This is a genomic window from Pseudohongiella sp. (assembly GCF_040877505.1).
GTDB lineage: Bacteria > Pseudomonadota > Gammaproteobacteria > Pseudomonadales > Pseudohongiellaceae > Pseudohongiella.
Genome location: NZ_JBBDNQ010000028.1, coordinates 74,846 through 98,985 on the forward strand (window position 1 = coordinate 74,846; position 24,140 = coordinate 98,985).

The following is a 24,140-nucleotide window of genomic DNA, read 5'->3' on the forward strand; positions in this document are numbered from 1 at the left end:
GGGTCGCGTACGCCCCTCAAGCAGTCACACCCCGCCACCCGAACCTGTTGTAGCGTTTCACTGCAGAACCGAGTCAATCCTATGAGTATTGCGTTCAGGCGGTCAGCATGGGTGCTAGGAATTTTGCGGTGTGGGACTTTTTGCTTTTGGCGATTTTGGCCGGAGGACCCTGGGTGACGATTTTACCACCGGCATCGCCGCCTTCAGGACCGACATCAATGACCCAGTCCGCTTCTGCAATAACGTCCAGATTGTGTTCGATGACAATTACCGAATTGCCCGTGTCGACCAGGCGATGCAGTACGCGCAGCAGTTTCTCCACGTCGGCCATGTGCAGGCCCACCGTCGGTTCGTCCAGCACATAGAGTTTATGTGGCGGTTTGCTGCCCCGGAGTGCAAGGTGCGGTTTGGCCTTGGCCAGCTCTGACACCAGTTTGATGCGCTGGGCTTCGCCGCCACTCAGAGTGGGGCTTTGCTGACCCAGCGTCAGATACCCCAGACCGACATCCTGCAGCAGACGCAGCGGATGATAAACCGAAGGCACCGGCTCGAAGAACTCAACGGCCTGATCAATGTTCATGGCCAGCACTTCACCGATATGCTTGTTCTTGTATAACACGGACAGGGTTTCAGCATTAAAGCGCCAGCCACCACAGTCTTCGCAATCCACCCGCACATCGGGCAGGAAATTCATTTCTATTTTCTGCATGCCATTACCGGCGCAGGTTTCGCAACGGCCACCGGAGACATTAAAAGAAAAACGACCCGGCAGATAGCCTCGCAAGCGGGCATCCACAGTGTCGGCAAACAGTTTGCGAATGGTGTCCCAGATGCCAATGTAACTGGCCGGGCACGAGCGCGGGGTTTTGCCGATGGGAGTCTGATCCACCTGCAGGATGGCATCGATCTCCTGCCAGCCGGTAATGTCGTCGCAGCCGTGCCACTTGATGGCTTTACGCTTCCTGCCTTTCTGAACCAGTACCTGGCGCAGGTTGTCGTACAACACAGAACGGATCAGTGTGCTCTTGCCACTGCCGCTGACACCACTGACAGCCACCAGTCGCCGCAGCGGAATACTCAGCGAGATATTGCGCAGATTATTGAGCTGGGCGCCGCTGATTTCCAGCGACTGCGGTTCCAGAGCATCACGTGCCTGCTGGTCGCGCAGTTCCATCAATGGATGACGAAGAGGGTTGGCCAGGAATTGACCGGTCAGCGAGCGCTTGTTTTTCTTCAACTGGGAAAATGTGCCGGATGCCACAATCTCTCCACCCAGTATGCCGGCGCCGGGCCCGACATCAATCAGATAGTCGGCTTCAGCCATGGTGGCATCGTCGTGTTCCACCACGACCACGGTATTGCCATGCTGCTGGAGTTCACGCAGGGTCTTGATCAACAACTGGTTGTCGCGCGCGTGCAGGCCGATGGTGGGTTCGTCCAGAATGTAACATACACCCTGCAGATTGGAACCGAGTTGGGATGCCAGCCGGATGCGTTGGGCCTCGCCTCCGCTCAGCGTCGGGGCCGCCCGGTTCAGGCTGAGATAACCCAGGCCAACCTTTTGCAGAAATTTTAATCGGCTGTTCAGCTCCACAACAATATCGCGGGCGATGGATTGCTGTTTTTTATCAAAACGGACCTGGGCCAGCGTCTTCTCAGCCTTGTCGACTGACTGGGCTGTCAAGTCGGCAATGTTCCATTGCTGGAAACGCACCGCCAATGCCGTCGGATTCAGGCGACTGCCTTTGCACTTGCCACAGGTTTTACCGGCATGTTCGTGATCGCGTTCGAGCCAGGTGTCTTCCTCACCGGTCTGCTCCTCGTCAAATTGTGCTATTACCTCGCCCGTCCCGAAACAGCTTTTGCACCAGCCGTGACGCGAATTGAACGAGAACAGGCGCGGATCCAGGTCATCAAAACTGTCACCACAGGACGGACATGCCCGCCGGGTTGAAAACAGGCTGTCTTTGCGTGATTTTTTGCCACTGGGTCTGGCAGCGACCATAAGCAGGCCATTGCCCACCGCCAGTGCCCGATCCACCAGCGCGGTCAGGGCTGTTTCCTGTCGCGCGTCTACCTGGCAACTGCCTATCAATACTTCAATATTGTGTTCTTTGTAGCGATCCAGCACGGGCCAGTTATCGGCGGGCAGGTAGTTGCCATCGACACGCAGTTCGCTGAAACCTTTGCTCACCGCCCAGGCGGCGAGCTCTTTGTAAATACCCTTGCGCGCGACGACAGCAGGTGCCAGCACATTGATATCGACGCCCTTCCAGTCCTGCATCAGGCGGGCCAGAATCATTTCCCGGCTTTGCGGCTCGATGGGGACATCACAGCGTGGGCAATGCTGTGTGCCCAGTTTGACAAAGATCAGGCGCAGGAAATGATAGATCTCGGTCAGCGTGGCCACGGTACTTTTGCGGCCGCCACGGCTGGTGCGTTGTTCAATTGCGACCGTGGGCGGAATGCCGTGAATGGCATCAACATCGGGTCGTGTCGCTGGTTGCACAAATTGCCTGGCATAGGCATTCAGTGACTCCAGATAACGGCGCTGCCCTTCGGCAAAAACAATATCAAATGCCAGCGTACTTTTGCCGCTGCCGCTAACACCGGTGACCACGGTAAATTGGTTCCAGGGAATGCGGACATCGACGTTTTTCAGGTTGTGCTCGCGCGCGTGATGTATCTGGATTGCCTGTACCGGTTTAACAGCCTTGGTGGTTTTTTGGCCGGGCTTTTGTAAGGTCTGGTTTAAATTCCGGCCAGCCTGACGTTGATTGCCCCGTTGTTGATTAAGCAGCCGATCGCTTTCATATTGCACCAATGCCGCGGCGGTATATCCGGGTCTGCCGGCGAGGAAGTCGTCCGGGCTGCCCTGGGCTACCAGCTGTCCGCCATCATGACCGCCTTCCGGACCGATATCGATAATCCAGTCGGCGCTGCGGATAATATCAAGGTTGTGCTCGATGACGAGCAGCGAATGGCCGGCGTCAATCAGTTTGCGGAAAGCCGCCAGCAGCACGCTGATGTCATGGAAATGCAGCCCGGTCGTGGGTTCGTCAAACAGAAACAGTATACCTTTGTGTCTGGACCTGCCTTTCTTGTTGCGCTGGCGTGACACGTCAGCCAGATGGCCTGCCAGTTTCAGTCGCTGGGACTCACCACCACTGAGTGTGGGTACCGCCTGGCCCAGCTGCAGATAGTGCAGCCCGACATCCACCAGTGGTTGCAGGCAGCTGGTCACTTCAGCATCGTCAGCAAAAAACTCCAACGCTTCACTGACGGTCAATTCGAGCATGTCTGCGATCGACAGGGCCCGGCTGTCATCACGAGGATCAAGCAGGGTGATGTCCAGGATTTCGCGCCGATAGCGACGACCATGACACTCGCTGCAACGCAGATAGATATCACTGAGAAATTGCATCTCCACGTGTTCAAAACCGTTGCCGGCGCAGACCGGGCAGCGGCCGTTGCCGGAGTTGAAGCTGAATATTCCGGGAGTATAAGCCCGTTCCCTGGCCAGGGGCTGAGCAACAAAACGCTTGCGAATAACGTCAAAGGCCCCGACATACGTGGCGGGTATGGAGCGGGTGGTCTTGCCTAGAGGACTCTGATCAACCAGCACCACGGTGTCCGGGTGCTCATATCCGTGAATGGACTGATGACTGCCGGGCGCTTCCGTTGTAATCCCGTATTCACGGCACAAACCACGGTACAATACGTCGCGCATCAGCGTGGATTTGCCCGAACCGCTGACACCGGTCAGGCAACACAGTCCGCCGAGTGGAATGTCGACATCGATGTCTTTCAAATTGTGTTCACTGGCGCCTTTGATACTGATGTACCGGGATGTATCTCCACCGCTGCTGTCATTGACTACAACCAGGTCCTGGACATTACGCTCTCCGCGCAGGTACTGGCCGGTCAATGATTGCCGGTCACGCAGCAGTTGTGCCGGTGTGCCCACGAAGCGCACTTCTCCGCCGTTCTTGCCGGGTCCGGGGCCGATATCGATGATCAGATCAGCAGCCAGCATGACCTGCGGATCATGCTCAACCACAATCAGTGAATTGCCTGCATCACGCAATCGATGCAGGATATTGACCATGCGCTGCATGTCCCGTGTATGCAGACCGATGCTGGGTTCGTCCAGCACGAACAGGGTGTTGACCAGCGAAGTGCCCAGCGCTGTCGTCAAATTGATGCGCTGAACTTCGCCACCACTCAGGGTTCTGGATTGTCGGTCAAGCGTCAGGTAGCCCAGTCCTACGTCCAGCAGGTAACCCAGACGCGAACGAATTTCGCCCATCAACAGATCGGTGGCGGTATCCAGGTTCGATGGCAGTTTAAGCTGTGCAAAAAAGTCAGCGCACTGTTCCAGTGGCAATTGCATCAATTCATTGATGGCATACTGCTGTGCCAGTTTCCACCAAAGGGCTTCGGGTTTCAGGCGCGCACCATGACAGGTACCGCATTCGGTGTAAGCGCGGTAGCGGGATAGCAGCACACGAATATGCATTTTGTAGGCACGGCCTTCCAGCCAGTTGAAAAAACGGCGCACACCGTACCAGACACCTTCGTCCCAATCCCCTTCGCCTTCCAGTACCCACTGTTGCTGTGCCCGGCTGAGCTTGCGCCAGGGTGTATCCAGTGGAATTTTGCGTTTGCCAGCCGCTTTCTCCATGTCGAGCTGACATTCGTGGTAGCTCGGGCTTTGCCAGGGTTTGACGGCGCCTTCGCGCAAGGTTTTGCTGGTATCGGGAATGACCAGATCAAAATCAACACCGATAATACGGCCGAAGCCTTTGCAGCTCGCGCAGGCGCCTATCGGCGAATTGAAGGAGAACAGGCTGGGGCTTGGGTCACTGAACTCGCGATCGCAGTGGGCACAATGCAGGCGGCTTGAGTATTTTAGTACCTTTGCCGAGTCGGTATCCGGCGCAGCGTATATCACAACATGACCGCTGCCATGGTGCAGCGCGGTTTCGATGGCTTCGGCCAGTCGGGCCTGATTTTCCGGTGTCAGGCGCAGTCGGTCCTGCACTGCATGTACCTGACCCTCAGTCTTGCTCTGGATGCGGGTGTAACCCTGCTGCGTCAGCCATTGCATGACCTCCTCGTCAGTGAAATTGTGTGGTACCGAGACCGGCAGACAGATGTGCAGGCGTGTATCCGGCGCCACTGAATCATACAATGCCGCAACAATGCTCTGTGTCGAATCGCGTTTGACTTCACGCTGGCAGTCCGGGCAATGCAAGTGCGAAAGGCGGGCATACACCAGTTTCAGATAGTCATTCAGTTCGGTCATGGTGCCGACTGTAGAGCGCGAGGTTCTGACCGGATTGGTCTGATCAATGGCAATGGCGGGCGGAATGCCTTCGATGCTGTCCACCGCAGGCTTGTCCATGCGATCAAGAAACTGACGTGCGTAGGCGGAAAAAGTTTCTACATAGCGGCGCTGGCCTTCGGCATATATCGTGTCGAAGGCCAATGTTGATTTGCCCGAACCGCTGACCCCGGTGATCACGATCAACTGATTCACGGGTAGTTCAAGGGTCAGATTTTTAAGATTGTTCTGGCGGGCGCCACGGACGATGATGGATTCGACCACTGATGTTGATTTTTTTTGCGTCATAGGAGTTCAGGTAATAGTGTGTCAGATAGTAGGGCGTCAGAAAATGGGGCGTCAGAAAAAGTATGATGAGTGCCATGATAGCGTTATGTAGGCCAGATATTGTCCTATTTAAAGCAGGGTGCCGTTAAAAAAGGTGGCAGGGCTGGTGTAAGCTCAGCGTGATTGCCTGCTCTGTGCTTTGATCGCTGCCTGAATGCGTTGCCGGGTGCCAGCGTAATTGTCACTGAAGTCACCGCCAAGCTCAACGGCTTTGTCTGCCAGTGTCAGCGCCTGCGCCAGTTCTGATTGCTGCAACAATATCTGCGCCAGATTATTGTAGGCGGGTGCGTAGTCTGGGTGGAAATCAATGGTCTGGCGGTAGTGCCGCGCGGCGCCATCAAGATCATCCTGGCTGTACAACAGGTTGCCATAACCCATCAACAGACTGCTGTTGCCGGGCCAGCGCTCAAGGCCGCTTTGGTAGGCCCGGCTGCTTAGTTCGGCCGGGTTGTTGCCCTCCAGGGCGACAACGGCATTAAAATAGCGTTCAGGTGTTGCGCTCAAAGGCATGATGCCGGGTTCAACAACCAGCACCGCCCAGTGATCGGCGCGCGCCCAGGTGCGCTCGAAGGTCGCCAGCGGCACTTCATAGTTTTCGGTCAGGGCGGAGTTGAGAATCACATGCCCCTGTACCAGGTCAAAACCCTTCAGCACCGCAAAGTGCCATTGCGGATACCAGTCCAGGCCCAGGTTCTGCATCACCAGCACCGGGTGGCCGCGGCTGACTTCGCTGAACATGGCCTGCAGGGTAGGGGGTAATTGGTAGGCCAGCCGCCCGAAACTGCGGGCGGCGGCTACCATTTCAATCTGAAATGAACCCTGTCGCCCTGGCACATAGACCAGCGGCACAAGATCATCCGGGCTTACCTGAACCTGGCTTGCACCAAGCACGGTGGCCAGCGCGGCGGGGCCGCACTGGTAATCTTCCTGCGGATAAAAAGGCACATCGGGGACAAGGACGGCGTCACTGAACTGTGCCGGCATCTCATGCAGCAGCGCCGCGGATTGCGGCGGCGATACACAGGACGCCAGCAGGATCAGGCTGAACAGAGGCAGTAACAGCGCTTTCATGCAGACCTTGCCCGAATGTTCAGATTCCCGGGAAAATGTCAGTCACGCCGGCAATATCCAGCAGGATGAAAATCAACAGAATGGTCAGCACGGCGCCCAGCGCACCTTCACCAGCAGGCAACTGATCGAGTTGGCCCTGGATCTGCAGCAGTTCTGCTTCGGTCAGGTTGTTGATACGGTTTTCGATGTCGGTTGCGCTGATGCCGTAGGCCATCATGGTGCTCTGAACATCATCGCGCGCCATCAGGTTCAATACGCTGTCACGCTGCATTTGCAGTTCCGACTGCATTGCCAATTGCTTGTTGTCTACTATGTCGGCGGTTGCAGGGGCGGCGATGCCACCGGCAAGAAAAGCAGCCATCATCGTGTACATTACAGGCTTTTTTAGGGTATTTATCATGGGTAACATCCTTTTTGGTTGAGTATGACAGCGTCTTGATTAAGCGCTGTGGCTGATACGCTGGCCAGGCCTGCCAGGCAAATTTTGTATGCACATTTTCGTCTGCCTACAAACCTTGCCCCGCGGCGGCCACCTGCTATGCAGCCAAGGGTGTATTAACCACCTTAGCCGGTTGATAGTCAAGTGACATCGGTATTTTGTCCGGGTCGAGCGTTTGTCAGAAAATAAAAAAACCACCGTCAATCAGAAACTTATCGCCAGTATGGTAGGCGCTGGCAGCGCTCGCCAGGTAAACGGCAATGCCACCAAAATCATCCGGCTTGCCCCAGCGGCGCATCGGTATCCGGGGCAGAATGGCATTGGCGAACTTTTCGTTATTATAGTTCTTGTCCGTCATCTCAGTATGAATGTGTCCTGGCAGAATGCTGTTGGCAGTGATACCAAAGCGGGCGTATTCCACCGCCAGACCCTGCATGATGGAGATCACGGCGCCCTTGCTGCCGGCGTAGTGCTCGCCGCGGGCCATGCCGCACAAAGCGCCGAGTGATGAAACTCCGATCAGACGACCACCCGGATCACCGTTCTCCGCGCGTTCCGTCATGTGCCCGGCAGCGGCACGTAAGGTGTAAAAAAAGCCATCGAGGTTGATGTCCATGACCTGTCGCCAGTTGGCGGTTGGCATCTGGTGAAAGCGATCAAAGCCCGAGCCAACGCCTGCATTGGCGATGCAGGTGTCGACCCGGCCAAAGTGCTGCACAGTGTTTGCGAAACAGTCGCTGACCTGGTTTTCATCGGCGACATCACAGACCATTGCGAGCACTTTTTGTCCGGGATGGGTGGCTATCGCGCTGAGCTCCGCGACTGCCTGCTCGTTCTTGTCCGCATTGCGACCCCAGATGCAGACACTGGCACCTGCCATCGCCAGGGCTCGCGCGAACCCAAGGCCAATACCGCCGTTGCCGCCGGTTATCAAGGCAACTTTTCCGCTCAGGTCAAAATAATTGTTATTCATGGTGTGATCTCCTTGGGTGTGATTTTGTTCTATGCATGGCAGTCACAGTGCGTGGCAGTCACAACTAGTATGTTAGTATCAAAAACGACAGCTCCACAAAGCAACAGAAGTACAAAAGCAGTCAACAATGGAAATACCAATAACTGAACAGGAGTCAGGTTATGCCAAGCAAACAGCTATTAGGATTGATTCTGCTGGTGGTCGGCGCAATCATGCTGTACTTCGGATGGCAGTCCACCCAGTCGGTCGGTGATCAACTGACCGAAGCCATGACGGGGCGATTTACCGATGAAACCATGTTGTTTCTGATTGGTGGCGTCATCGCACTGGTCGCAGGTGCGTATTTCGCGCTCGGGCGCCGATAACCGTTATCGGTCTGTCCGGGGCCCGGCTCCTCAGGCATCTTTAATGCCGTTGAAGATGGTTTTGCGGGGTCGGGCCATGACCCGTTCGACCATGGGTATAAAAAACGCCAGCGGTCTGGACTCGTAGTCCGGGTCAAACGCCTTGCCATCGTACACTTCGCAGAAATGCCGGGTGTACTCGTAGTAGGGCGAGTCCCGGTATTTATCCCGCATGTTCCGGTCACCGCCCAGGTGATGAAAGTAGTCGTAGCCCTGAAAGATCTGATGATGGCGCAGCAGCCAATGGTTGGCTTCGGAGACAAAGGGTTTCAAAATGGCAGCGGCAATTTCGCCATGATCGTAGGTACCCAGGGTGTCGCCGATATCGTGCAACAGGGCGACCACCACGTATTCTTCATCCTCGCCGGCTTCCCAGGCGCGGGTCGCAGTTTGCAGGCAGTGTTCCAGGCGATCGACCGGAAAGCCGCCGCAGTCACCTTCCAGCAGACGCAGGTGTTTGATAACACGCGTCGGCAGTTCGCCGGCAAACCCCTTGAAGGCTTTGCCAATGATCTGCCAGTCTTCCTGACTGCTTTCCTGGAAACTCTTGAAGCTGGCTTGCTGCTGATCGCTCATGTTGAACCTGCCCTGACTGTTGTTGATTGTTCATCATCGCCGCCCGATTCTATCATGGCACAGGGAGTTTGCCAGGTCCGGCCAGCCTCGGGGGGCGGCAACCTGAATGCAACCGACTTGCCCGTTAACGCAATTTGCGTAACTGCTGACTGAGCGTTGCGCGTGACAATTCGCCGACATGTGCATCGGTCATGTTGCCGTCCGCATCAAAAAAGTAGGTGCTGGGTAAACCCCGGGTATCGAGCAGGCGCGCGGACACGGCGCTGGCATCCAGCAGCACATTGTTCAGGGTCAGCCCTTCGTCTGCCAGATAGTCCATGATCCGGTCAGCCGATTCGGCCTGATTGATAAACACATAGTTGACCCCGCTGTCGCGCTGCTGGGCCGCTTCCAATACCGGCATTTCCCGCCTGCATGGCAGGCACCAGGTGGCCCACAGATTGACCACCATGGGCCGGTCATTGAGTGATTGCAGATTGACTTCGGCGCCGGTGAGAGAACTCAGTGCTATGGGCGGCAGGGCGGGGCGGGGCGGTTCGGTCCGGCTGATGCTCAGGGTGCCGCCGCCCCACACTGCGGCGCCACTCAGCACTGCCAGCGCCAGTGGTTTGCGCATGCCGGGATGTTTCCAGCCGCGATACATGCCAAACAAGGCGGCAGCCGCAATACCGGCCACAAAATCAAAGCCGCCATCGCGGATATCGATAATGCTGAGCGGCTCAATCAGATAGTCTTCCAGGTACAGCAACACAAAAGCCAGGCGTGAACTGATAAAACCCAGCACCAGCATACCGGTAAGCGTCGGCTCCAGGCGTATACGCCGGTGACGGGTCAGCAGCCAGCCAGCCAGCAGCGCGATGGCAAAACCGGCGAGCACCAGCAGGCGCTCAACAGACAGGGCAAGGGGACCAGCAACTGTGATCAAAGACAACACCTCCGGAAGCACGGCCGCCCGCTGCGGCTGGACGGGCGCAGATTATAACATCCATGTCTGCGGAGCGCTGCCGCGCAGGCGCTGGTGCCGGGCTGCAGCCAATTGCATTGGTTTTTTCCGGCGCTGTGGTTTATCGTCACGGCTTGAAACTTAAAACAGCAGGAACCGGTATGCAGGAGCCGATATGAAAGTCATCAGCAATCAACGCCTGTTCGGTGGCGAACAGGTTCGCATCGAACATCCGTCAGAGTCGCTGCAATGTGTTATGCGCTTCTCCGTCTATCTGCCATCGGGCATGTCGTCAGACCAGAAACTGCCCGTGCTTTACTGGCTGTCGGGACTGACCTGCAATGATGAAAACTTCAGCACCAAGGCCGGCGCGCAGCGCGTGGCTGCCGAACTGGGCATGGTACTGGTCGTGCCCGACACCAGCCCGCGCGGTGCTGCCGTGCCCGACGATGACAGCTACGATATGGGGCAGGGGGCAGGCTTCTACGTCAACGCCACCCAGGCGCCCTGGAAAGCGCACTACCGTATGTATGACTACATCGCCAGGGAATTGCCCGGGTTTGTTGCCACACATTTTCCGGTGAATGCCAGGCAAGCCATCAGCGGGCATTCCATGGGCGGACATGGTGCGCTGACTATCGCCGCCAGGAATCCGTCGCAATACACCTCGGTGTCAGCATTCGCACCTATCGTCAATCCCATGGCCTGCAGCTGGGGTCAAAAAGCACTGACACAGTATCTGGGTGATGATCGCAGTGCCTGGGCTGAGCACGACAGCGTTGAATTGATTAAAGAACATGGTTTGCCATTGCCCCTGTTGGTGGATCAGGGCACCGCCGATGAGTTTCTGGCGGGGCAGTTGCTGACCGAGAATCTGGCAGCAGTCATCCGGGACAAGGCGGACGCGACTATTCGTTATCAGCAGGGTTATGATCACAGTTATTATTTTATAGCGTCATTTATCGAAGACCATTTACGTTTCCACGCAAAGTATTTGCTTGCGTAGCAGTATCAGCAGAGGACAAAGCAGATGAAAACAAGAGCAGCCGTGGCATTTGGTGCCGGAAAACCACTGGAAGTGCTGGAAGTCGATCTGGAAGGCCCCAGGGCAGGTGAGGTGTTGGTGGAGCTGAAAGCCACCGGTGTGTGCCACACGGACGCATTTACGCTTTCGGGTGATGACCCGGAGGGCATATTCCCGACCATTCTGGGGCATGAAGGTGCCGGTGTGGTGGTTGAAGTGGGGGCGGGCGTCAAATCTGTGGCGGTGGGTGATACGGTGATTCCCCTGTATACACCGGAATGCCGGGAGTGCGACTACTGTCTGCATCCCAAAACCAATCTATGTCAGGCCATTCGCAGCACTCAGGGTAAAGGCGTAATGCCTGATGGCAGCAGTCGTTTCTCGCTGGATGGCAAGCCTCTGATGCATTACATGGGGTGTTCCACGTTTTCCAACTATACCGTGTTGCCCGAAATTGCTGTGGCCAAGATCCGCAACGATGCACCGGTAGATAAAGTCTGCTACATCGGTTGCGGTGTCACCACCGGAGTAGGCGCGGTGGTGTTTGATGCCAAAGTTGAGCCGGGATCGCGTGTTGTGGTTTTTGGTCTGGGCGGCATCGGCCTTAATGTTATTCAGGCTGCGCGCATGGTCGGGGCGCGACAGATTGTGGGTGTCGATATCAATCCGGCCAAGGTCGAGCTGGCAAAAAAATTCGGCATGACAGATTTTATCAACCCGAAAGAAGTCCATGATGTGGTAGAGGCGATTGTGGAAACCACCAAAGGCGGTGCGGACTATACCTTTGAATGCATCGGCAACGTCAATACCATGCGGCAGGCGCTGGAAGCCTGTCACAAAGGCTGGGGTGAATCGATTATTATCGGTGTCGCCGGCGCGGGGCAGGAAATCTCGACACGACCGTTCCAGCTGGTGACCGGCCGGGTGTGGCGTGGCAGTGCGTTTGGTGGTGCCCGCGGCCGCACCGATGTACCAACGATCGTTGACTGGTACATGGAAGGCAAGCTGAACATTGATGATCTGATTACGCATACCATGCCACTGGATAAGATCAATGATGCCTTTGATCTGATGCATGAGGGTAAATCGATACGCAGTGTCATTTTGTACTGACTGTTTCGTCAACGGTGTTGTTGCTGCCTTATAAGCCGCGTTGCCATTCTTCACGCAATGGAATGCGGCCGGGCTGATTGATGGCGGTGCGAATGGTGTTGAGCATCTGGTTTTTGTCTTTACCCAGCACGCCTTTCAGGACCAGATAGTTGGATGCATGATCACTGCGGAAGATGGTGCTTTCCAGCTCCAGGTGATCCAGAAAGACTTCCATTTCGCGAAACAGTTCCGGTTTGTTGAGCTGACGCCAGCGGCCATTGAAATTCGTTTTAAAGCGTTCGCTGCCGTGCGGAAAATCGACTACCAGGGTGGACAGATATTCCGGCTGCGCAGCATTCATCAGGCGTGCGCTTTCGATGGCATGGCGTTCACTGAGTTCCGGGCCGCCCAGACCGTTAAGCACCATGACTGAACTCTTGATGCCAGCGGCTTTCATTTTCTCCAGTGCTGACAGTGAGCTGGCGAAACTTTCGCCTTTCTCAATCAGTGTCAACAACTCGTTGTCACCGGTTTCACAGCCGACATACATCAGGCTGAGTCCTTTGGCACGCAGGTCGCGCAAATCCTCTACCGATTTGTTTTTCAGGTTGCGCGGCAGACAATAGGCACTGACACGGGGTTTATGCGGCAACCAACGGTTCAGCATGTCCATGATCTCATGCAGTCGGCGAACTGACAGGGTCATGGCATCACCGTCTGCCAGAAACACCCGGTAGACGGGGTAGCCGGCGTCGACGATGCTTTTTAGCTGTGCTTCCGTTTGCTCGAGCGGGACGGGTTTAAAACGTTTCTGTTCGGCCGTATACATGTCGCAGAACGTGCAGTTGTTCCAGGAACAGCCGTTGGTAACCTGCAGGATAAGGGATTTCCACTCGCTGGGTGGACGAAAAACCGGTTCAATATAGGATATGGGATACATGGTTGCCAGTATAACAACTGTGCGCGACCCTGGCGCCAGCTTCGCGTAAAATACCCGGTTTTATCGCGGACGGGTGGTATACATGGATATCGTGGTCGCTGTCGTACTGGTTTTTGTTGGCGCATTTGTCCAGACGGCGGTCGGTTTTGGTCTGGCGGTGATTGCTGCACCCGTGCTGTTTTTCATCAACCCTGATTTTGTGCCGGCGCCGGTCACGGTATGTGCCCTGCTGCTGTCCTTGATCAATGCCTGGGCGTTTCGTGACGGTGTGTCCCTGCAGGGATTAAAATCCGCCGTGATTGGACGCATACCCGGTTCGCTGGCCGGCGCCGGTCTGCTGCTGATGATCGACAAGGACATGCTGGCGCTGTGGATAGGGCTGACGGTGTTGTTTGCAGTAGGTGTCAGCCTGTCATCATTACGCTGGCATCCCACGCCCGGGCGGATGATGACAGCCGGGTTTCTGTCAGGGTTCATGGGCACCAGCACATCCATCGGCGGACCGCCCATGGCGCTGCTGTGGCAGCATCAGGATCTGGCTTTGATTCGTGCCAATCTGGCCGCGTTTTTTGTGGTCAGCTGCCTGATTTCATTGATAATTCTTGCGCCTATTGGGCATTTTGGCCTGATTCATCTCTGGCTGTCTCTGCCTCTGTTGCCAGCAACTGTTCTGGGTTACTGGGTCGCCCGCAAAACCATGCATCGACTACCGGCGCAGGCTATCCGGGGTGGCTCATTGGCGTTATGCGCATTTTCAGGCCTGTACGCAGTGTTTTCAGCGCTGCTGTAATGGCTGAAAACAGTGGCCGGGAGGCAACACTGTTTTAGACCACACGCTTGATGTACACTGATGAGCTGCAAGGTTTTTACAGGGAGATATCCAGCGTGGATGATAACGTCGTGGAAACAATAACTAACAGCTGGCCACAGGACACAAGTATCGAGGCTTTCCGTCGCACGTGGATACTCGAAGGCGAGCCGCTGTGGCAGCGCGTCTTTGCCGTACACCATGAGCGCATGCAGATAAAGAACGGTAAAACAGCGCTGCGCAACCTGCAGAAAATTTTTACCTGCACCTTTCGTCTGGCTAACAGTCAGGGTTTCCACTCCATGAGTCTGCGCGACTTGAGCCGTGAAACTCAGATCAGCATGGGCGGGCTCTATGCCTATATCGGCAGCAAAAGTGACCTGGCGTCCGCCATTGAGGCTGTTGTCAGGCAAACCATCGATGACGTCATGTCCGACCTGGAACAACACAAGCTGGATCCCTACCATCGGCTGAAAGCTGTTATAAATGCCGACCTGTACATGAATGACATCATGCATCCCTGGTACTATTTCTGCTTTATTGAGGCCAAAGGTCTGGATAAAGCACAGCGTGAAGCTGCCACCCGGATGGAATTGAAATTTGACCAGCGACTGCAGGAAATATTCCGTGACGGCATAGAGTCAGGCGTATTTCATCACGACGGCAACCTGGCCCTGTTAGCGTCAAGCACAACGGCTATGCTGCAACAGTGGTACCTGAAGCGCTGGAAGTTTCAGCATCTGAAAGTCAGTATTGCAGACTACGCCGCATTCGTTTTTCAGCACGTTCTGGGTAGTCTGAACTGTGCCGCGCAGGCCGAAGAAGATTCTAGTCTGCGTTCTCAGGCCTGATACCTTTCTTGTCGGCGTAGAAGGCACGAATCTGTTTGATGTCGGCCTCTGCGTCGCCGGTAGGATAAAAAAAATCTGCCAGACCGGCCTCTTTTTTACTCACGTCAAGATACCCCATCAGAATAGGGACGCCCGCATTGTTGGCGATGTGATAAAAACCGGTTTTCCATTCCGCCACTTTTTTACGAGTCCCTTCCGGTGGCACCAGCACCACAAGCTGTGGGTTTTCCTGATACCGCGCTGCAACCTGCTCGACAATGCCGTGATGTGCGCGCCGGTCAACTGGTATGCCACCAAGCCAGCGCATCAGACCACCAAACGGGAACATGAACAGGCTGTGCTTGCCCATCCAGTGCAGTTTCAATTGCAGTTTCAGTACCACCATCAGCATCAACGGGAAGTCCCAGTTGCTGGTATGCGGGGCACCGATCAGCACAAAGCGTTGATCTTCGATGGGTTTACCTATCGCCCGCCATCCCAGCAATGTCAGAATGCCAGCCGCCATACCTCGCAATAAGGGCGTCAGCAGGGGTGTGTTAAAAACGGTGGTGCGCATTGTTGTTATTTTTTTGGGTGCTGAATCGGGCATTTACCAATCCTGAAAATAATCGTTAAAGTCTTCTTCTTTGAGTGGACGGCGGGGGCCGTCAATACTGCCCAGGTAAATGAACCCGAGGATGCTTTCCGGCCCTGTCAGGCCCAGGGCCCGGGTCACGGTTTCATGCGTCGCCATGGGGCCTGTGCGCCAGATGGCACCCACATCCTGCGCGTGTGCGGCAATCATCATGTTTTCCACGGCGGCGCCGGTTGCCAGTTGCTGTTCCAGCACGGGTACCTTCGGGTGGTCTTTGGGGCTGCAGATGGCAATAATGATCATGGGTGCGCGCAGGGGCTTGCCGCGCAACTTGTCGAGTTTTGCCGCTGTGATATCAGGCTCATCCTGCAGCGTCGCCTGCACAAAAATATCTGCCAGGCGCTCACGGGCCGCTCCCTGCACAGTCAGGAAGCGCCATGGTCGCAGCAGTCCGTGGTCAGGAGCGCGCATGGCCGCCTTGAACAGGTTGTTGAGTGTCTGTTGATCCGGTGCCGGGTCTGTCAGTCGGGAAACCGATACCCGGCTGTGCAATGCGGTTAGTGCGTCCATCCAAATGTGTCCGTTAAAATGTCTGTCTGGTTTTTCAGCTACAGCGTCGACTACAGTTGTCTGACGTCGGCATGAGGGTCCTGGACAATGCCCTCTTCGTTTTTTTTGCAACTTACCCAAAGGATAAATCACGGATGCGGGGCTGGCCAGAGTTTTGCAAAACCGTCCACTGTGGGCAGATCAGGCAACGCCGACCACGTCAAGCTGGGTGCGTTCCTTGTTGAGAACGCGGCGGAAGGTCAGCCACGACAACAGGGCCATCAACAGATTGCCCAGGAAGGCGCCGGCGAAAAATCCGGGCAGGTCAAACAGCGTGCTGCCAAGCCAGGCCAGCGGTACATAAAATACAAAGAAGCGCGCCATGCTCAGATACAGGGCCACCATGGGGCGGTGAATGGCGTTCAGGGCCGAATTGCACAGAATTATGATGCCCTGCATACCGTAACTCAGCGGCATGATCCAGATGTACAGGCGGATGATACTGGCCACCTCTTCGTCGCGGGTAAACACCCAGGCGATCAGTGAGGCTCCTGCTGCCATCAGCAGGTAAATCAGTAGTTGCCAACCCAGTACAAAACGCATCGACAGTCGGCAGGCTTCTTCAATTCGATCCAGGCGGCCTGCCCCCAGATTCTGGCTGACAAATGGCGGCAGCGTGCTGGACAGGGCCAGGATCACCATGCAGGCCATGGATTCCAGTCGCGAGCCCACGCCAAAGGCCGCGACGGCGGTTTCCCCATAGCCGGCAATAATGGCGGTCATGACGCCGGCGGCAACAGGGGTCATCATGTTGGCGCCTGAGGCAGGAATGCCGATACGCAGCATTTCACGTGCGGACGTTTTGAACACCTGGGCAGAAGGCAGGCCCTTGTGGATCAATTCATGGCGAATGGCCAGAAAGTAGAACAGGTACACGCAGGCGGCAACCCAGGAAAACAGCGTCGCCAGCGCGGCGCCCTGAATACCCATGGCCGGCACCGGGCCCCAGCCAAAAATCAGGAGGGGGTCCAGTGCAGCATTTACCAGGCCTGCGGCTGCCATCACAATACTGGGCGTGCGGGTGTCACCGTTGGCACGTAACACCGAGTTGGCGCAGATCAGGGCCACCAGCAGGACGCTGGTGGGCAGCCAGATATCCATGTAGTCGCGAATGGCTGGCAGCATTGCCGGGGATGCGCCCAGCAACAGGAAAATCTGATCCAGCAACAGATAACCAACCAGCGCCAAGGCGCCAGCCAGGGCAATGGCGACATAGTTGGTGACGGTAGAGGCTTCTTTGGCTTTTTCGATTTCGCCGCGGCCGATGTATTTGGCGACCACCGCCGAGGTGCCGATGCTGAGCCCGATGGCCAGGCTCATGATGGTAAAGGTGACCGGAAAGGTGAAGCTGATGGCTGACAGGGCTTCGGTGCCCAGCATACTGATAAAAAAGGTATCAACAAGGTTGAAACTGAACATCATGAACATGCCCAGAATCATGGGTATGGTCATGTTGACAAGTGTCGACGCAATGGGACCGTCGGTCAGCTGGTAACGCTTGTTTGCCCTTTTTTCTGCCATGTCAGGCCATCGTGGTTAACGGATTATGATGCGCAGGTTTTATGCTTTCAGTGATTGCCTGATCTGAAGCAGGTGTTTAAAGACCTTGGGGTTGGCAAACAACAACTCTTTGCTGCCCTGGGTTTGTGGATTGCCCTGCGGGTCGCTGAGCAGGGCGCCTGATTCCAGCAGAATCAGCTGTGCCGCAGCCAGCGAGGTGTGGTGCTGAGGGCGACACCAGCCGGCGTCAAGACGGCCCGCGGCCACGTATACCATATCAAGCGGCGCGCATCCGCTCATGCGGACGTAAGCGGGCAATGCCAGCAATTGTTCCTGTAACTGGATCAGAAAGCTGTCCGTGGCAGGTTGTGGGTCCAGCCCGATATAGGCGTTCTCCAGCGATGTCAGTTTGCCGGTGCGCATACGACTGTCGTTCAACTGCGCACCGGCGCCACGGCTGGCGCAGAACTCCTGACCGGCGGCCGGGTTCAGCACCACACCGTGGGTAATGCCTTTGGCTGTTTTCAGGGCAATGGAGATGCAAAAGGAACCAAAACCACGCTGAAAATTGCGATTGCCCGCCAGAGGATCGATCAACCAGATGTTGTCAGTGTCGGCACCGGCCGTATAACCGCTCAGGCGCGACTCTACGCTGAAGTCCGGATAGGCTTTGCGCAGGTGATACAGGATGGTACGCTCGGCGTCCACATCCATGCTGGTAATCAACTCACCGTTGTTGTCTTCGATGATGCTGACACGGTCCAGGCGGTCGCTGACGTGGATGATCTGTTCGGCTGCGCTGCGCGCGGCTCTGAGGGCGATATTGATAACGGGATGCATGATGGTCGCTTAAATGTTTGGTTATGTCGGTGTTAAAAGACGGTGAATGATAGCAAAATGCTGGCAGTCAGTCCTTAACTAGTTGTTATAATCCCGCCCCTGAATAAAACTATCCGCTGGAGTCGTGTTTTGCCCGAAGACAAGCCCACAAGCCATCCCCCAGGCCACCCCACAGGCGACCTCATAGAAAGACCGGATCAGAACGCTGCGCTCGACCTCAGCCGGGTCCATGTTGTGCTGGTCAATACATCCCATCCCGGTAATATCGGCGCTACTGCCAGGGCACTGAAAAATATGGGAATTGCCAATCTGCGCCTGGTCGACCCGCGCGATTACCCCAGTGATGTGGCAACGTGGCGAGCGGTTTCCGCCACCGATGTGCTAGAGCGGGCGAAGGTGTTTCCGACCCTGGTCGATGCGGTGGCTGACTGTTCCATGGTGATTGGCACCAGCGCGCGCTCGCGGCGGATGCCCTGGCCCATGCTGTCGCCCCGACAGTGTGCCAGACATGTGCTGATGGAAGCTCAGCGCGCTGCTGCCAGCGATGGCGGACAGATTGCGCTGGTGTTTGGCCGTGAAGATACCGGGCTGACCAATGAAGAACTGCAACAGTGCCACTATCATGTGCAGATACCAGCAAATCCGGACTACAGTTCACTGAATCTGGCTGCTGCGGTCGCGGTGATCTGTTATGAAGTGCGCATTGCCATGCTCGAGCGCGCCGGTGACAGGCTGCTGGGCGCAGATGCGCCAATGTATGACCCGGCGAGTGAAGACGAGTACTGGGACGTACCCAAAGCCGATGGTCACCAGATGGAGCTGTTTTATGAGCATCTGGAAAAGACGCTGGTGGCGATGGATTTTCATGACCCGGAAAACCCGCGTTTGTTGATGCCGCGTATGCGGCGCCTGTTCGGGCGCATTCGCCCCGATAGCATGGAAATAAACATATTGCGCGGTGTGCTGACCTTCGTTGATGAGCACGTCAGGCGCGCCAATGTCAGCCAGACCCAGACAGACTTGAACCAGACAGACAAGACCGATAAGGATACCCAGTAGTATGACCGTCATGTTCAACAAAATTGCTGAAGAAATCGCCGCCCGCCCGGAGCAGGTTGCTGCCACTGTGGCCATGCTGGATGATGGCGCCACGGTGCCTTTTATTGCGCGTTATCGCAAGGAAGTCACAGGCGGGCTGGATGATATTCAGTTACGTAAATTGCAGGAGCGCCTGATCTACCTGCGGGAGATGGACGAGCGCCGTGATGCCATATTAAAAAGTATCCGCGAACAGGAAAAACTGACACCGGAACTGGAACAGCAGATTCGTGCAGCCGACACCAAGACCACACTGGAAGACCTGTATCTGCCGTACAAGCCCAAGCGCCGCACCCGCGCCCAGATTGCGCGTGAAGCCGGTTTACAACCGCTGGCTGACATGTTGTTCGCCGAACCCGAACGTTCGCCGGAACCGGAAGCTGAGGCCTTCATCAATGCAGAACTGGGTGTGGCCGACGTCAAAGCGGCGCTGGACGGTGCACGTCACATTCTGATTGAACAGTTCGGCGAGGATGCAACGCTGCTGGGTAAACTGCGTGATTTCTTCTGGTCAAACGCGCATCTGTCGTCAGAGCTGATACCGGGCAAGGAGCAGGAAGGCGCCAAGTATCGCGACTATTTTGATTTCTCCGAAGCCGTCACCAAAATTCCACCGCATCGGGTCATGGCGTTGTTCCGCGCCCGCAATGAAGGCATTCTGAATCTTAAGGTTGATATTCCGGTGGATCCCGCTGCGCCGCCGGTCAAACACGGTTGCGAAGTGATGATCGCCTCGCACTGGAAAGTGCTTGATGAAGGGCGCGCCGCTGATACCTGGTTGCAGGAGGTGGTGCGCTGGACCTGGCGCGTGAAAGTGCATACGCATCTGCAAACGGATTTTCTCACGCAATTACGCGATCTGGCCGAGGAAGAGGCTATTCAGGTATTTGCGCGCAACATCAAGGATCTGCTGCTGGCACCACCGGCGGGTAAAAAAGTCACCATTGGTCTGGACCCGGGTCTGCGTACTGGTGTGAAGATGTGTGTCGTAGATGCCACCGGCAGGGTGCTGGACCATGGTGCCATTTTCCCGACCGCGCCACAGAACAAGGTCGTTGAGGCAGCCGCCGTGTTGCGTGCCATGTGTCAGAAATACGATGTGCAATTGATCGCTATTGGTAACGGTACCGCATCACGTGAAACTGATCAGTTTGTGGCCGCGTTCTGCAAAGATCATCCGCAGTTTGGCCTAAATCGTGTGCTGGTCAATGAAGCCGGAGCGTCGGTCTATTCTGCTTCCGAATTCGCCTCGCAGGAATTGCCGGATCTGGATGTCACCATTCGTGGCGCGGTATCCATCGCCCGGCGCCTGCAGGATCCGCTGGCCGAGCTGGTGAAGATTGAGCCCAAATCCATTGGTGTGGGCCAGTACCAGCACGACGTCAGCCAGGTCAAGCTGTCGCGCAGCCTGGACGGGGTGGTGGAGGATTGCGTGAATGCGGTGGGCGTGGATGTCAATTCGGCGTCGGCGCCGCTGCTGAAACGGGTGTCCGGGCTGACCCAGTCGCTGGTGGGTAATATTCTGGAATTTCGCGACAAAAACGGTCAGTTCCGCAGCCGTGATGATTTAAAAAAGATACCCAGATTCGGCGACAAAACTTTTGAGCAGGCCGCCGGTTTTTTGCGCGTTCACGAAAGCAGCAATCCGCTGGATGCGTCATCGGTGCACCCGGAGTCCTACCCGCTGGTGGAAGAAATTGCACGACGCCATGGCCGTGAAGTCAAATCGCTTATTGGCGACAGCGCCTTCTTGCGTTCCCTGAAAGCCAAGGATTATGTTACTGAGGTTTTTGGTTTGCCGACCGTGGAAGATATTCTGCGTGAGCTGGAAAAACCGGGGCGCGATCCTCGGGGCGAGTTCAAAACGGCCACATTCAAAGAAGGCGTGGAAACCCTGTCTGACCTGGTGCCTGCCATGATTCTGGAAGGTACGGTAACCAATGTCACTAACTTTGGTGCGTTTGTTGATATCGGTGTACATCAGGATGGCCTGGTGCATATTTCGGCGTTGTCGGACAAGTTTGTGAAAGATCCGCACCAGGTGGTCAGCGCCGGGCAGATAGTCAAAGTCAAAGTGCTGGAAGTCGACAAGGAGCGCAAGCGTATCGCCTTGACCATGCGCCTGGATGACCCCTTGCCGTCGGAAACCGGTGCCAGACCATCACGACCGGGTCCGACATCAGCGGAGTCCAACAAGCGCAAGAAGGACTTTGCGGCGGCGGCTCAGAACAAGCGGCAGACGGGAACGATGGCCTCGTTGTTTGAGCAGGCTCTTAAGAACAAACGCTGAGGGCTCTTAAGAAAAAACGCTGAGGGCTCTCAAGAAAAAACGCTGAGGGCTTTCAAGAACAAACGCTGAGGGCTCTCAAGAACAAACGCTGACAGGAAGCTGGCGCGGCTTTGGCTTCCTGCGTCTCTCTACCTCCTGCATCCATGCAGTCGTCGGCTTTGGCTCCCTGCGTCTCTCTACCTCCTGCATCCCTGCAGTCGTGCGTTGTTCTTAGAGGCTGCGTGTGCGTTTGGGCCGGGCATTTCTCCGCGCCTTCGCCGGGCGCGCTTTACGGCCCGGCTTGTCATCAGGTACCAGCTGATGCAGGCCATCACCGATCAGATCGGCCCGCCCCATCTTGCGCAGCGTGGTGCGCAGTATCGGCCAGTTCTTTTCGTCGTGATAACGCAAAAAAGCCTTCTGCACCCGGCGATCTTCGATGTTCTTGATACTGCCGACCTGCTCGCTTTTGTAGGTTACTTTTTTCAGTGGATTTTTACCCGAGTAATACATGGCCGTCGCCAGCGCCATGGGTGAGGGGTAAAAGGTCTGTACCTGATCCGGCTTGAATTTGTGTTTTTTCAGCCACAGGCCCAGGTTCATCATATCTTCGTTGTCAGATCCCGGATGCGCGGCAATAAAGTAGGGAATCAGGTATTGCTTCTTGCCTGCCTTGGCGGAAAAGTGATCAAACATTTTCTTGAATTCGTCGTAGGAACTGATGCTGGGTTTCATCATTTTCGACAGCGTTTTATCTTCGCTGTGTTCCGGCGCGATCTTCAGGTAGCCGCCGACATGATGGGTGACCAGTTCTTCCACGTACTCCGGGTCTTTTAACGCCAGGTCATAACGCAGACCAGAGGCGATGGCCACGCGCTTGACGCCGGGTATGGCACGGGCCTTGCGGTACAATTGGGTGGTTGGCTTGTGGTCGGTTTCCAGGTGCTGGCAGATGGTCGGGTATACACACGACAGCCGTTTGCAGTTTTTCTGAATGTCGTGTGATTTGCAGTTGAGCTTGTACATGTTGGCGGTGGGGCCGCCCAGGTCGGAAATCGTGCCGGTAAAACCAGGTACCATGTCGCGTATTTTTTCGATTTCTTTCAGAATCGATTCTTCCGAGCGGCTCTGAATGATGCGGCCTTCATGCTCTGTAATCGAACAGAAGGTGCAGCCGCCAAAGCAGCCGCGCATGATGTTGACCGAAGTCTTGATCATGTCATAAGCCGGAATTCGGGCATCGCCGTACGACGGGTGCGGCCGACGCTGATAGGGCAGGTCAAACACGCCGTCCAGCTCATCCGTTTCCAGCGGAATGGGCGGCGGATTCACCCAGATATCCAGGGTGTCGTGTTTCTGCACCAGGGTTTTGGCGTTGTAGGGGTTGGACTCCTGGTGCAGCACGCGTGAAGCGTGGGCGTACAGTGCCGGGTCGTTCTTCACCTTGTTGTAGGACGGCAGCCGGATATAGGTTTTGTCCGGATCGGTGTCGAATTTGCGCTGCAGTGGCAACGGGATAATCCGTATTGCCGTCACCTCGTCGTCGGCCGCTTTGGCTTCAGTTGCCTCGCGAACTTTGCGTGCATCGGGTTCGGTGATCTGATCGTGCGGCACATCATACGGGTTGGGGATATCGTCAATCCGACCTGGCCAGTCAATGCGGGTGGAGTCGATTTCGGTCCAGCCGGGCGGTGCCTCGCGGCGCAACACAGCCGTACCGCGCAGATCGCTGAGCTCCTTGATGGTGCGGCCATTGGCAACACCATGGGCTATTTCTACGAGTGCGCGCTCGGCATTGCCGTATAAAAGTATGTCGGCATTGGCGTCGATCAGCACCGATTTCCGGACCTGATCGCTCCAGTAATCGTATTGCGCGATACGGCGCAGACTGGCTTCGATGCCGCCGATGACGATCGGGGTCTTGTAGTAGGCTTCGCGACAGCGCTGGCTGTAGGCAATAACGGAGCGATCCGGGCGCTTGCCGGCTTCCGCATTGGGCGTATAGGCATCATCGGTGCGGATGCGCAGATCCGCGGTGTAGCGGTTGATCAACGAATCCATGTTGCCGCCAGTGACACCAAAAAACAGGTTGGGCTCGCCCAGGGCCTTGAACGGTTCAGCGCTGTCCCAGGCCGGTTGTGCAATGATGCCCACGCGGAAGCCCTGCGCTTCCAGCAGGCGGCCGACCACGGCCATGCCGAAGCTGGGGTGGTCAACATAGGCATCAGCGGTGACAATGATGATGTCGCAGCTGTCCCAGCCCAGGGCGTCCATTTCCGCGCGTGACATGGGCAGGTAGGGCGCCGTGCCAAAACATTCGGCCCAGTAGGGCTGATAGGAAAACAGGTGTCTGGGTTTGACGGCCTGCTTGCTCTCCGGGACGGTTTCAGGTCGCGACCGGGATTTTGTCGAGGTTTCAGGCTGGGCAGGTGTTGACATCAGGCGGGGGCCTTCC

Annotated in this window: 18 protein-coding genes and 1 pseudogene; 7 read left to right on the forward strand and 12 right to left on the reverse strand. The window is 56.1% G+C overall.

The genetic code is table 11. From position 1 onward, the window contains the following. Positions 1-94: 94 nt before the first annotated feature. The 4 genes from uvrA to WD071_RS10005 all read right to left on the reverse strand — a co-directional run bounded on the left by uvrA (position 95) and on the right by WD071_RS10005 (position 8,157). The gene (gene uvrA, locus WD071_RS09990; protein WP_368048229.1) at positions 95-5,635 is read right to left on the reverse strand and encodes an excinuclease ABC subunit UvrA; all 5,541 of its coding nucleotides are present in this window, start codon (positions 5,633-5,635) and stop codon (positions 95-97) included. A gap of 153 nt (positions 5,636-5,788) precedes the next feature. After that, positions 5,789-6,745, reverse strand: a complete 957-nt coding sequence (locus WD071_RS09995; RefSeq protein WP_368048231.1) for a PA2778 family cysteine peptidase — start codon at positions 6,743-6,745, stop codon at positions 5,789-5,791. 19 nt (positions 6,746-6,764) lie between these two features. Next, positions 6,765-7,145, reverse strand: coding sequence for a PA2779 family protein (locus WD071_RS10000; RefSeq protein WP_368048232.1), 381 nt, complete (start codon positions 7,143-7,145; stop codon positions 6,765-6,767). Positions 7,146-7,362: 217 nt separating this feature from the next. Beyond that, complete coding sequence (locus WD071_RS10005) at positions 7,363-8,157, reverse strand: SDR family NAD(P)-dependent oxidoreductase (RefSeq protein WP_368048233.1); 795 nt, start codon at positions 8,155-8,157, stop codon at positions 7,363-7,365. Between the two features lie 161 nt (positions 8,158-8,318). Here WD071_RS10005 and WD071_RS10010 point away from each other — a divergent pair, with 161 nt between their 5' ends. After that, positions 8,319-8,522 (forward strand): DUF3185 family protein, encoded by a 204-nt coding sequence (locus tag WD071_RS10010; RefSeq protein ID WP_368048234.1) that lies wholly within the window; start codon positions 8,319-8,321, stop codon positions 8,520-8,522. Positions 8,523-8,552: 30 nt separating this feature from the next. On the opposite strand, the gene WD071_RS10015 is transcribed toward WD071_RS10010, so the two are convergent. Both WD071_RS10015 and WD071_RS10020 read right to left on the reverse strand, forming a co-directional pair. After that, the gene (locus WD071_RS10015; RefSeq protein WP_368048235.1) at positions 8,553-9,137 is read right to left on the reverse strand and encodes an HD domain-containing protein; all 585 of its coding nucleotides are present in this window, start codon (positions 9,135-9,137) and stop codon (positions 8,553-8,555) included. Between the two features lie 124 nt (positions 9,138-9,261). Then, complete coding sequence (locus WD071_RS10020) at positions 9,262-10,062, reverse strand: prolipoprotein diacylglyceryl transferase family protein (RefSeq protein WP_368048236.1); 801 nt, start codon at positions 10,060-10,062, stop codon at positions 9,262-9,264. 193 nt (positions 10,063-10,255) lie between these two features. On the opposite strand from WD071_RS10020, the gene fghA reads away from it, so the two are divergent. Both fghA and WD071_RS10030 read left to right on the forward strand, forming a co-directional pair. Next, on the forward strand, positions 10,256-11,086 hold the full coding sequence (gene fghA / locus WD071_RS10025; protein ID WP_368048237.1) for an S-formylglutathione hydrolase: 831 nt from the start codon (positions 10,256-10,258) through the stop codon (positions 11,084-11,086). Between the two features lie 24 nt (positions 11,087-11,110). After that, entirely contained in the window at positions 11,111-12,217 is a 1,107-nt protein-coding gene (locus WD071_RS10030) for an S-(hydroxymethyl)glutathione dehydrogenase/class III alcohol dehydrogenase (protein ID WP_368048238.1), read from the forward strand. Positions 12,218-12,245: 28 nt separating this feature from the next. Here WD071_RS10030 and WD071_RS10035 read toward each other — a convergent pair whose 3' ends face one another. Beyond that, complete coding sequence (locus tag WD071_RS10035; RefSeq protein ID WP_368048239.1) at positions 12,246-13,136, reverse strand: radical SAM protein; 891 nt, start codon at positions 13,134-13,136, stop codon at positions 12,246-12,248. An 82-nt stretch (positions 13,137-13,218) separates the two neighbouring features. Between WD071_RS10035 and WD071_RS10040 the strand changes: the two genes are divergently transcribed. Then, positions 13,219-13,926 carry a sulfite exporter TauE/SafE family protein gene (locus tag WD071_RS10040; RefSeq protein WP_368048240.1) on the forward strand — a complete coding sequence of 236 codons (708 nt, stop codon included), beginning with the start codon at positions 13,219-13,221 and terminating at the stop codon, positions 13,924-13,926. A 110-nt stretch (positions 13,927-14,036) separates the two neighbouring features. Next, complete coding sequence (locus WD071_RS10045; protein ID WP_368048241.1) at positions 14,037-14,795, forward strand: TetR/AcrR family transcriptional regulator; 759 nt, start codon at positions 14,037-14,039, stop codon at positions 14,793-14,795. On the opposite strand, the gene WD071_RS10050 is transcribed toward WD071_RS10045, so the two are convergent. The 4 genes from WD071_RS10050 to WD071_RS10065 form a co-directional block, all read right to left on the reverse strand. Then, positions 14,773-15,384 (reverse strand): lysophospholipid acyltransferase family protein, encoded by a 612-nt coding sequence (locus tag WD071_RS10050; RefSeq protein ID WP_368048242.1) that lies wholly within the window; start codon positions 15,382-15,384, stop codon positions 14,773-14,775. The genes WD071_RS10045 and WD071_RS10050 overlap by 23 nt on opposite strands. Then, complete coding sequence (locus tag WD071_RS10055) at positions 15,385-15,939, reverse strand: nitroreductase (protein WP_368048243.1); 555 nt, start codon at positions 15,937-15,939, stop codon at positions 15,385-15,387. It lies immediately after the preceding gene. A gap of 180 nt (positions 15,940-16,119) precedes the next feature. Continuing rightward, positions 16,120-17,499: an MATE family efflux transporter gene (locus WD071_RS10060; protein WP_368048244.1), complete on the reverse strand. Its 1,380-nt coding sequence runs from the start codon at positions 17,497-17,499 to the stop codon at positions 16,120-16,122. Positions 17,500-17,538: 39 nt separating this feature from the next. After that, the gene (locus tag WD071_RS10065) at positions 17,539-18,318 is read right to left on the reverse strand and encodes an inositol monophosphatase (RefSeq protein ID WP_368048245.1); all 780 of its coding nucleotides are present in this window, start codon (positions 18,316-18,318) and stop codon (positions 17,539-17,541) included. 183 nt (positions 18,319-18,501) lie between these two features. Between WD071_RS10065 and WD071_RS10070 the strand changes: the two genes are divergently transcribed. Continuing rightward, entirely contained in the window at positions 18,502-19,377 is an 876-nt protein-coding gene (locus WD071_RS10070) for an RNA methyltransferase (RefSeq protein ID WP_368048378.1), read from the forward strand. Between the two features lies 1 nt (position 19,378). Next, entirely contained in the window at positions 19,379-21,706 is a 2,328-nt protein-coding gene (locus WD071_RS10075) for a Tex family protein (protein ID WP_368048246.1), read from the forward strand. A 213-nt stretch (positions 21,707-21,919) separates the two neighbouring features. Here the strand turns inward: WD071_RS10075 and WD071_RS10080 are convergent. After that, a pseudogene (locus WD071_RS10080) lies at positions 21,920-24,124 on the reverse strand (YgiQ family radical SAM protein); the annotation flags it as partial. Positions 24,125-24,140 lie beyond the last annotated feature (16 nt).

Bases quoted from the DNA above. Each gene is read 5' to 3' on its own strand.
- WD071_RS10065 (WP_368048245.1), bottom strand. From the start codon at position 18,318: ATGCATCCCGTTATCAATATCGCCCTCAGAGCCGCGCGCAGCGCAGCC.
- WD071_RS10055 (WP_368048243.1), bottom strand. From the start codon at position 15,939: ATGGACGCACTAACCGCATTGCACAGCCGGGTATCGGTTTCCCGACTG.
- WD071_RS10035 (WP_368048239.1), bottom strand. From the start codon at position 13,136: ATGTATCCCATATCCTATATTGAACCGGTTTTTCGTCCACCCAGCGAG.
- WD071_RS10060 (WP_368048244.1), bottom strand. From the start codon at position 17,499: ATGGCAGAAAAAAGGGCAAACAAGCGTTACCAGCTGACCGACGGTCCC.
- WD071_RS10005 (WP_368048233.1), bottom strand. From the start codon at position 8,157: ATGAATAACAATTATTTTGACCTGAGCGGAAAAGTTGCCTTGATAACC.
- WD071_RS10030 (WP_368048238.1), top strand. From the start codon at position 11,111: ATGAAAACAAGAGCAGCCGTGGCATTTGGTGCCGGAAAACCACTGGAA.
- fghA (WP_368048237.1), top strand. From the start codon at position 10,256: ATGAAAGTCATCAGCAATCAACGCCTGTTCGGTGGCGAACAGGTTCGC.
- WD071_RS09995 (WP_368048231.1), bottom strand. From the start codon at position 6,745: ATGAAAGCGCTGTTACTGCCTCTGTTCAGCCTGATCCTGCTGGCGTCC.
- WD071_RS10075 (WP_368048246.1), top strand. From the start codon at position 19,379: ATGACCGTCATGTTCAACAAAATTGCTGAAGAAATCGCCGCCCGCCCG.
- WD071_RS10050 (WP_368048242.1), bottom strand. From the start codon at position 15,384: ATGCCCGATTCAGCACCCAAAAAAATAACAACAATGCGCACCACCGTT.
- WD071_RS10015 (WP_368048235.1), bottom strand. From the start codon at position 9,137: ATGAGCGATCAGCAGCAAGCCAGCTTCAAGAGTTTCCAGGAAAGCAGT.
- WD071_RS10000 (WP_368048232.1), bottom strand. From the start codon at position 7,145: ATGATAAATACCCTAAAAAAGCCTGTAATGTACACGATGATGGCTGCT.
- WD071_RS10040 (WP_368048240.1), top strand. From the start codon at position 13,219: ATGGATATCGTGGTCGCTGTCGTACTGGTTTTTGTTGGCGCATTTGTC.
- WD071_RS10010 (WP_368048234.1), top strand. From the start codon at position 8,319: ATGCCAAGCAAACAGCTATTAGGATTGATTCTGCTGGTGGTCGGCGCA.
- uvrA (WP_368048229.1), bottom strand. From the start codon at position 5,635: ATGACGCAAAAAAAATCAACATCAGTGGTCGAATCCATCATCGTCCGT.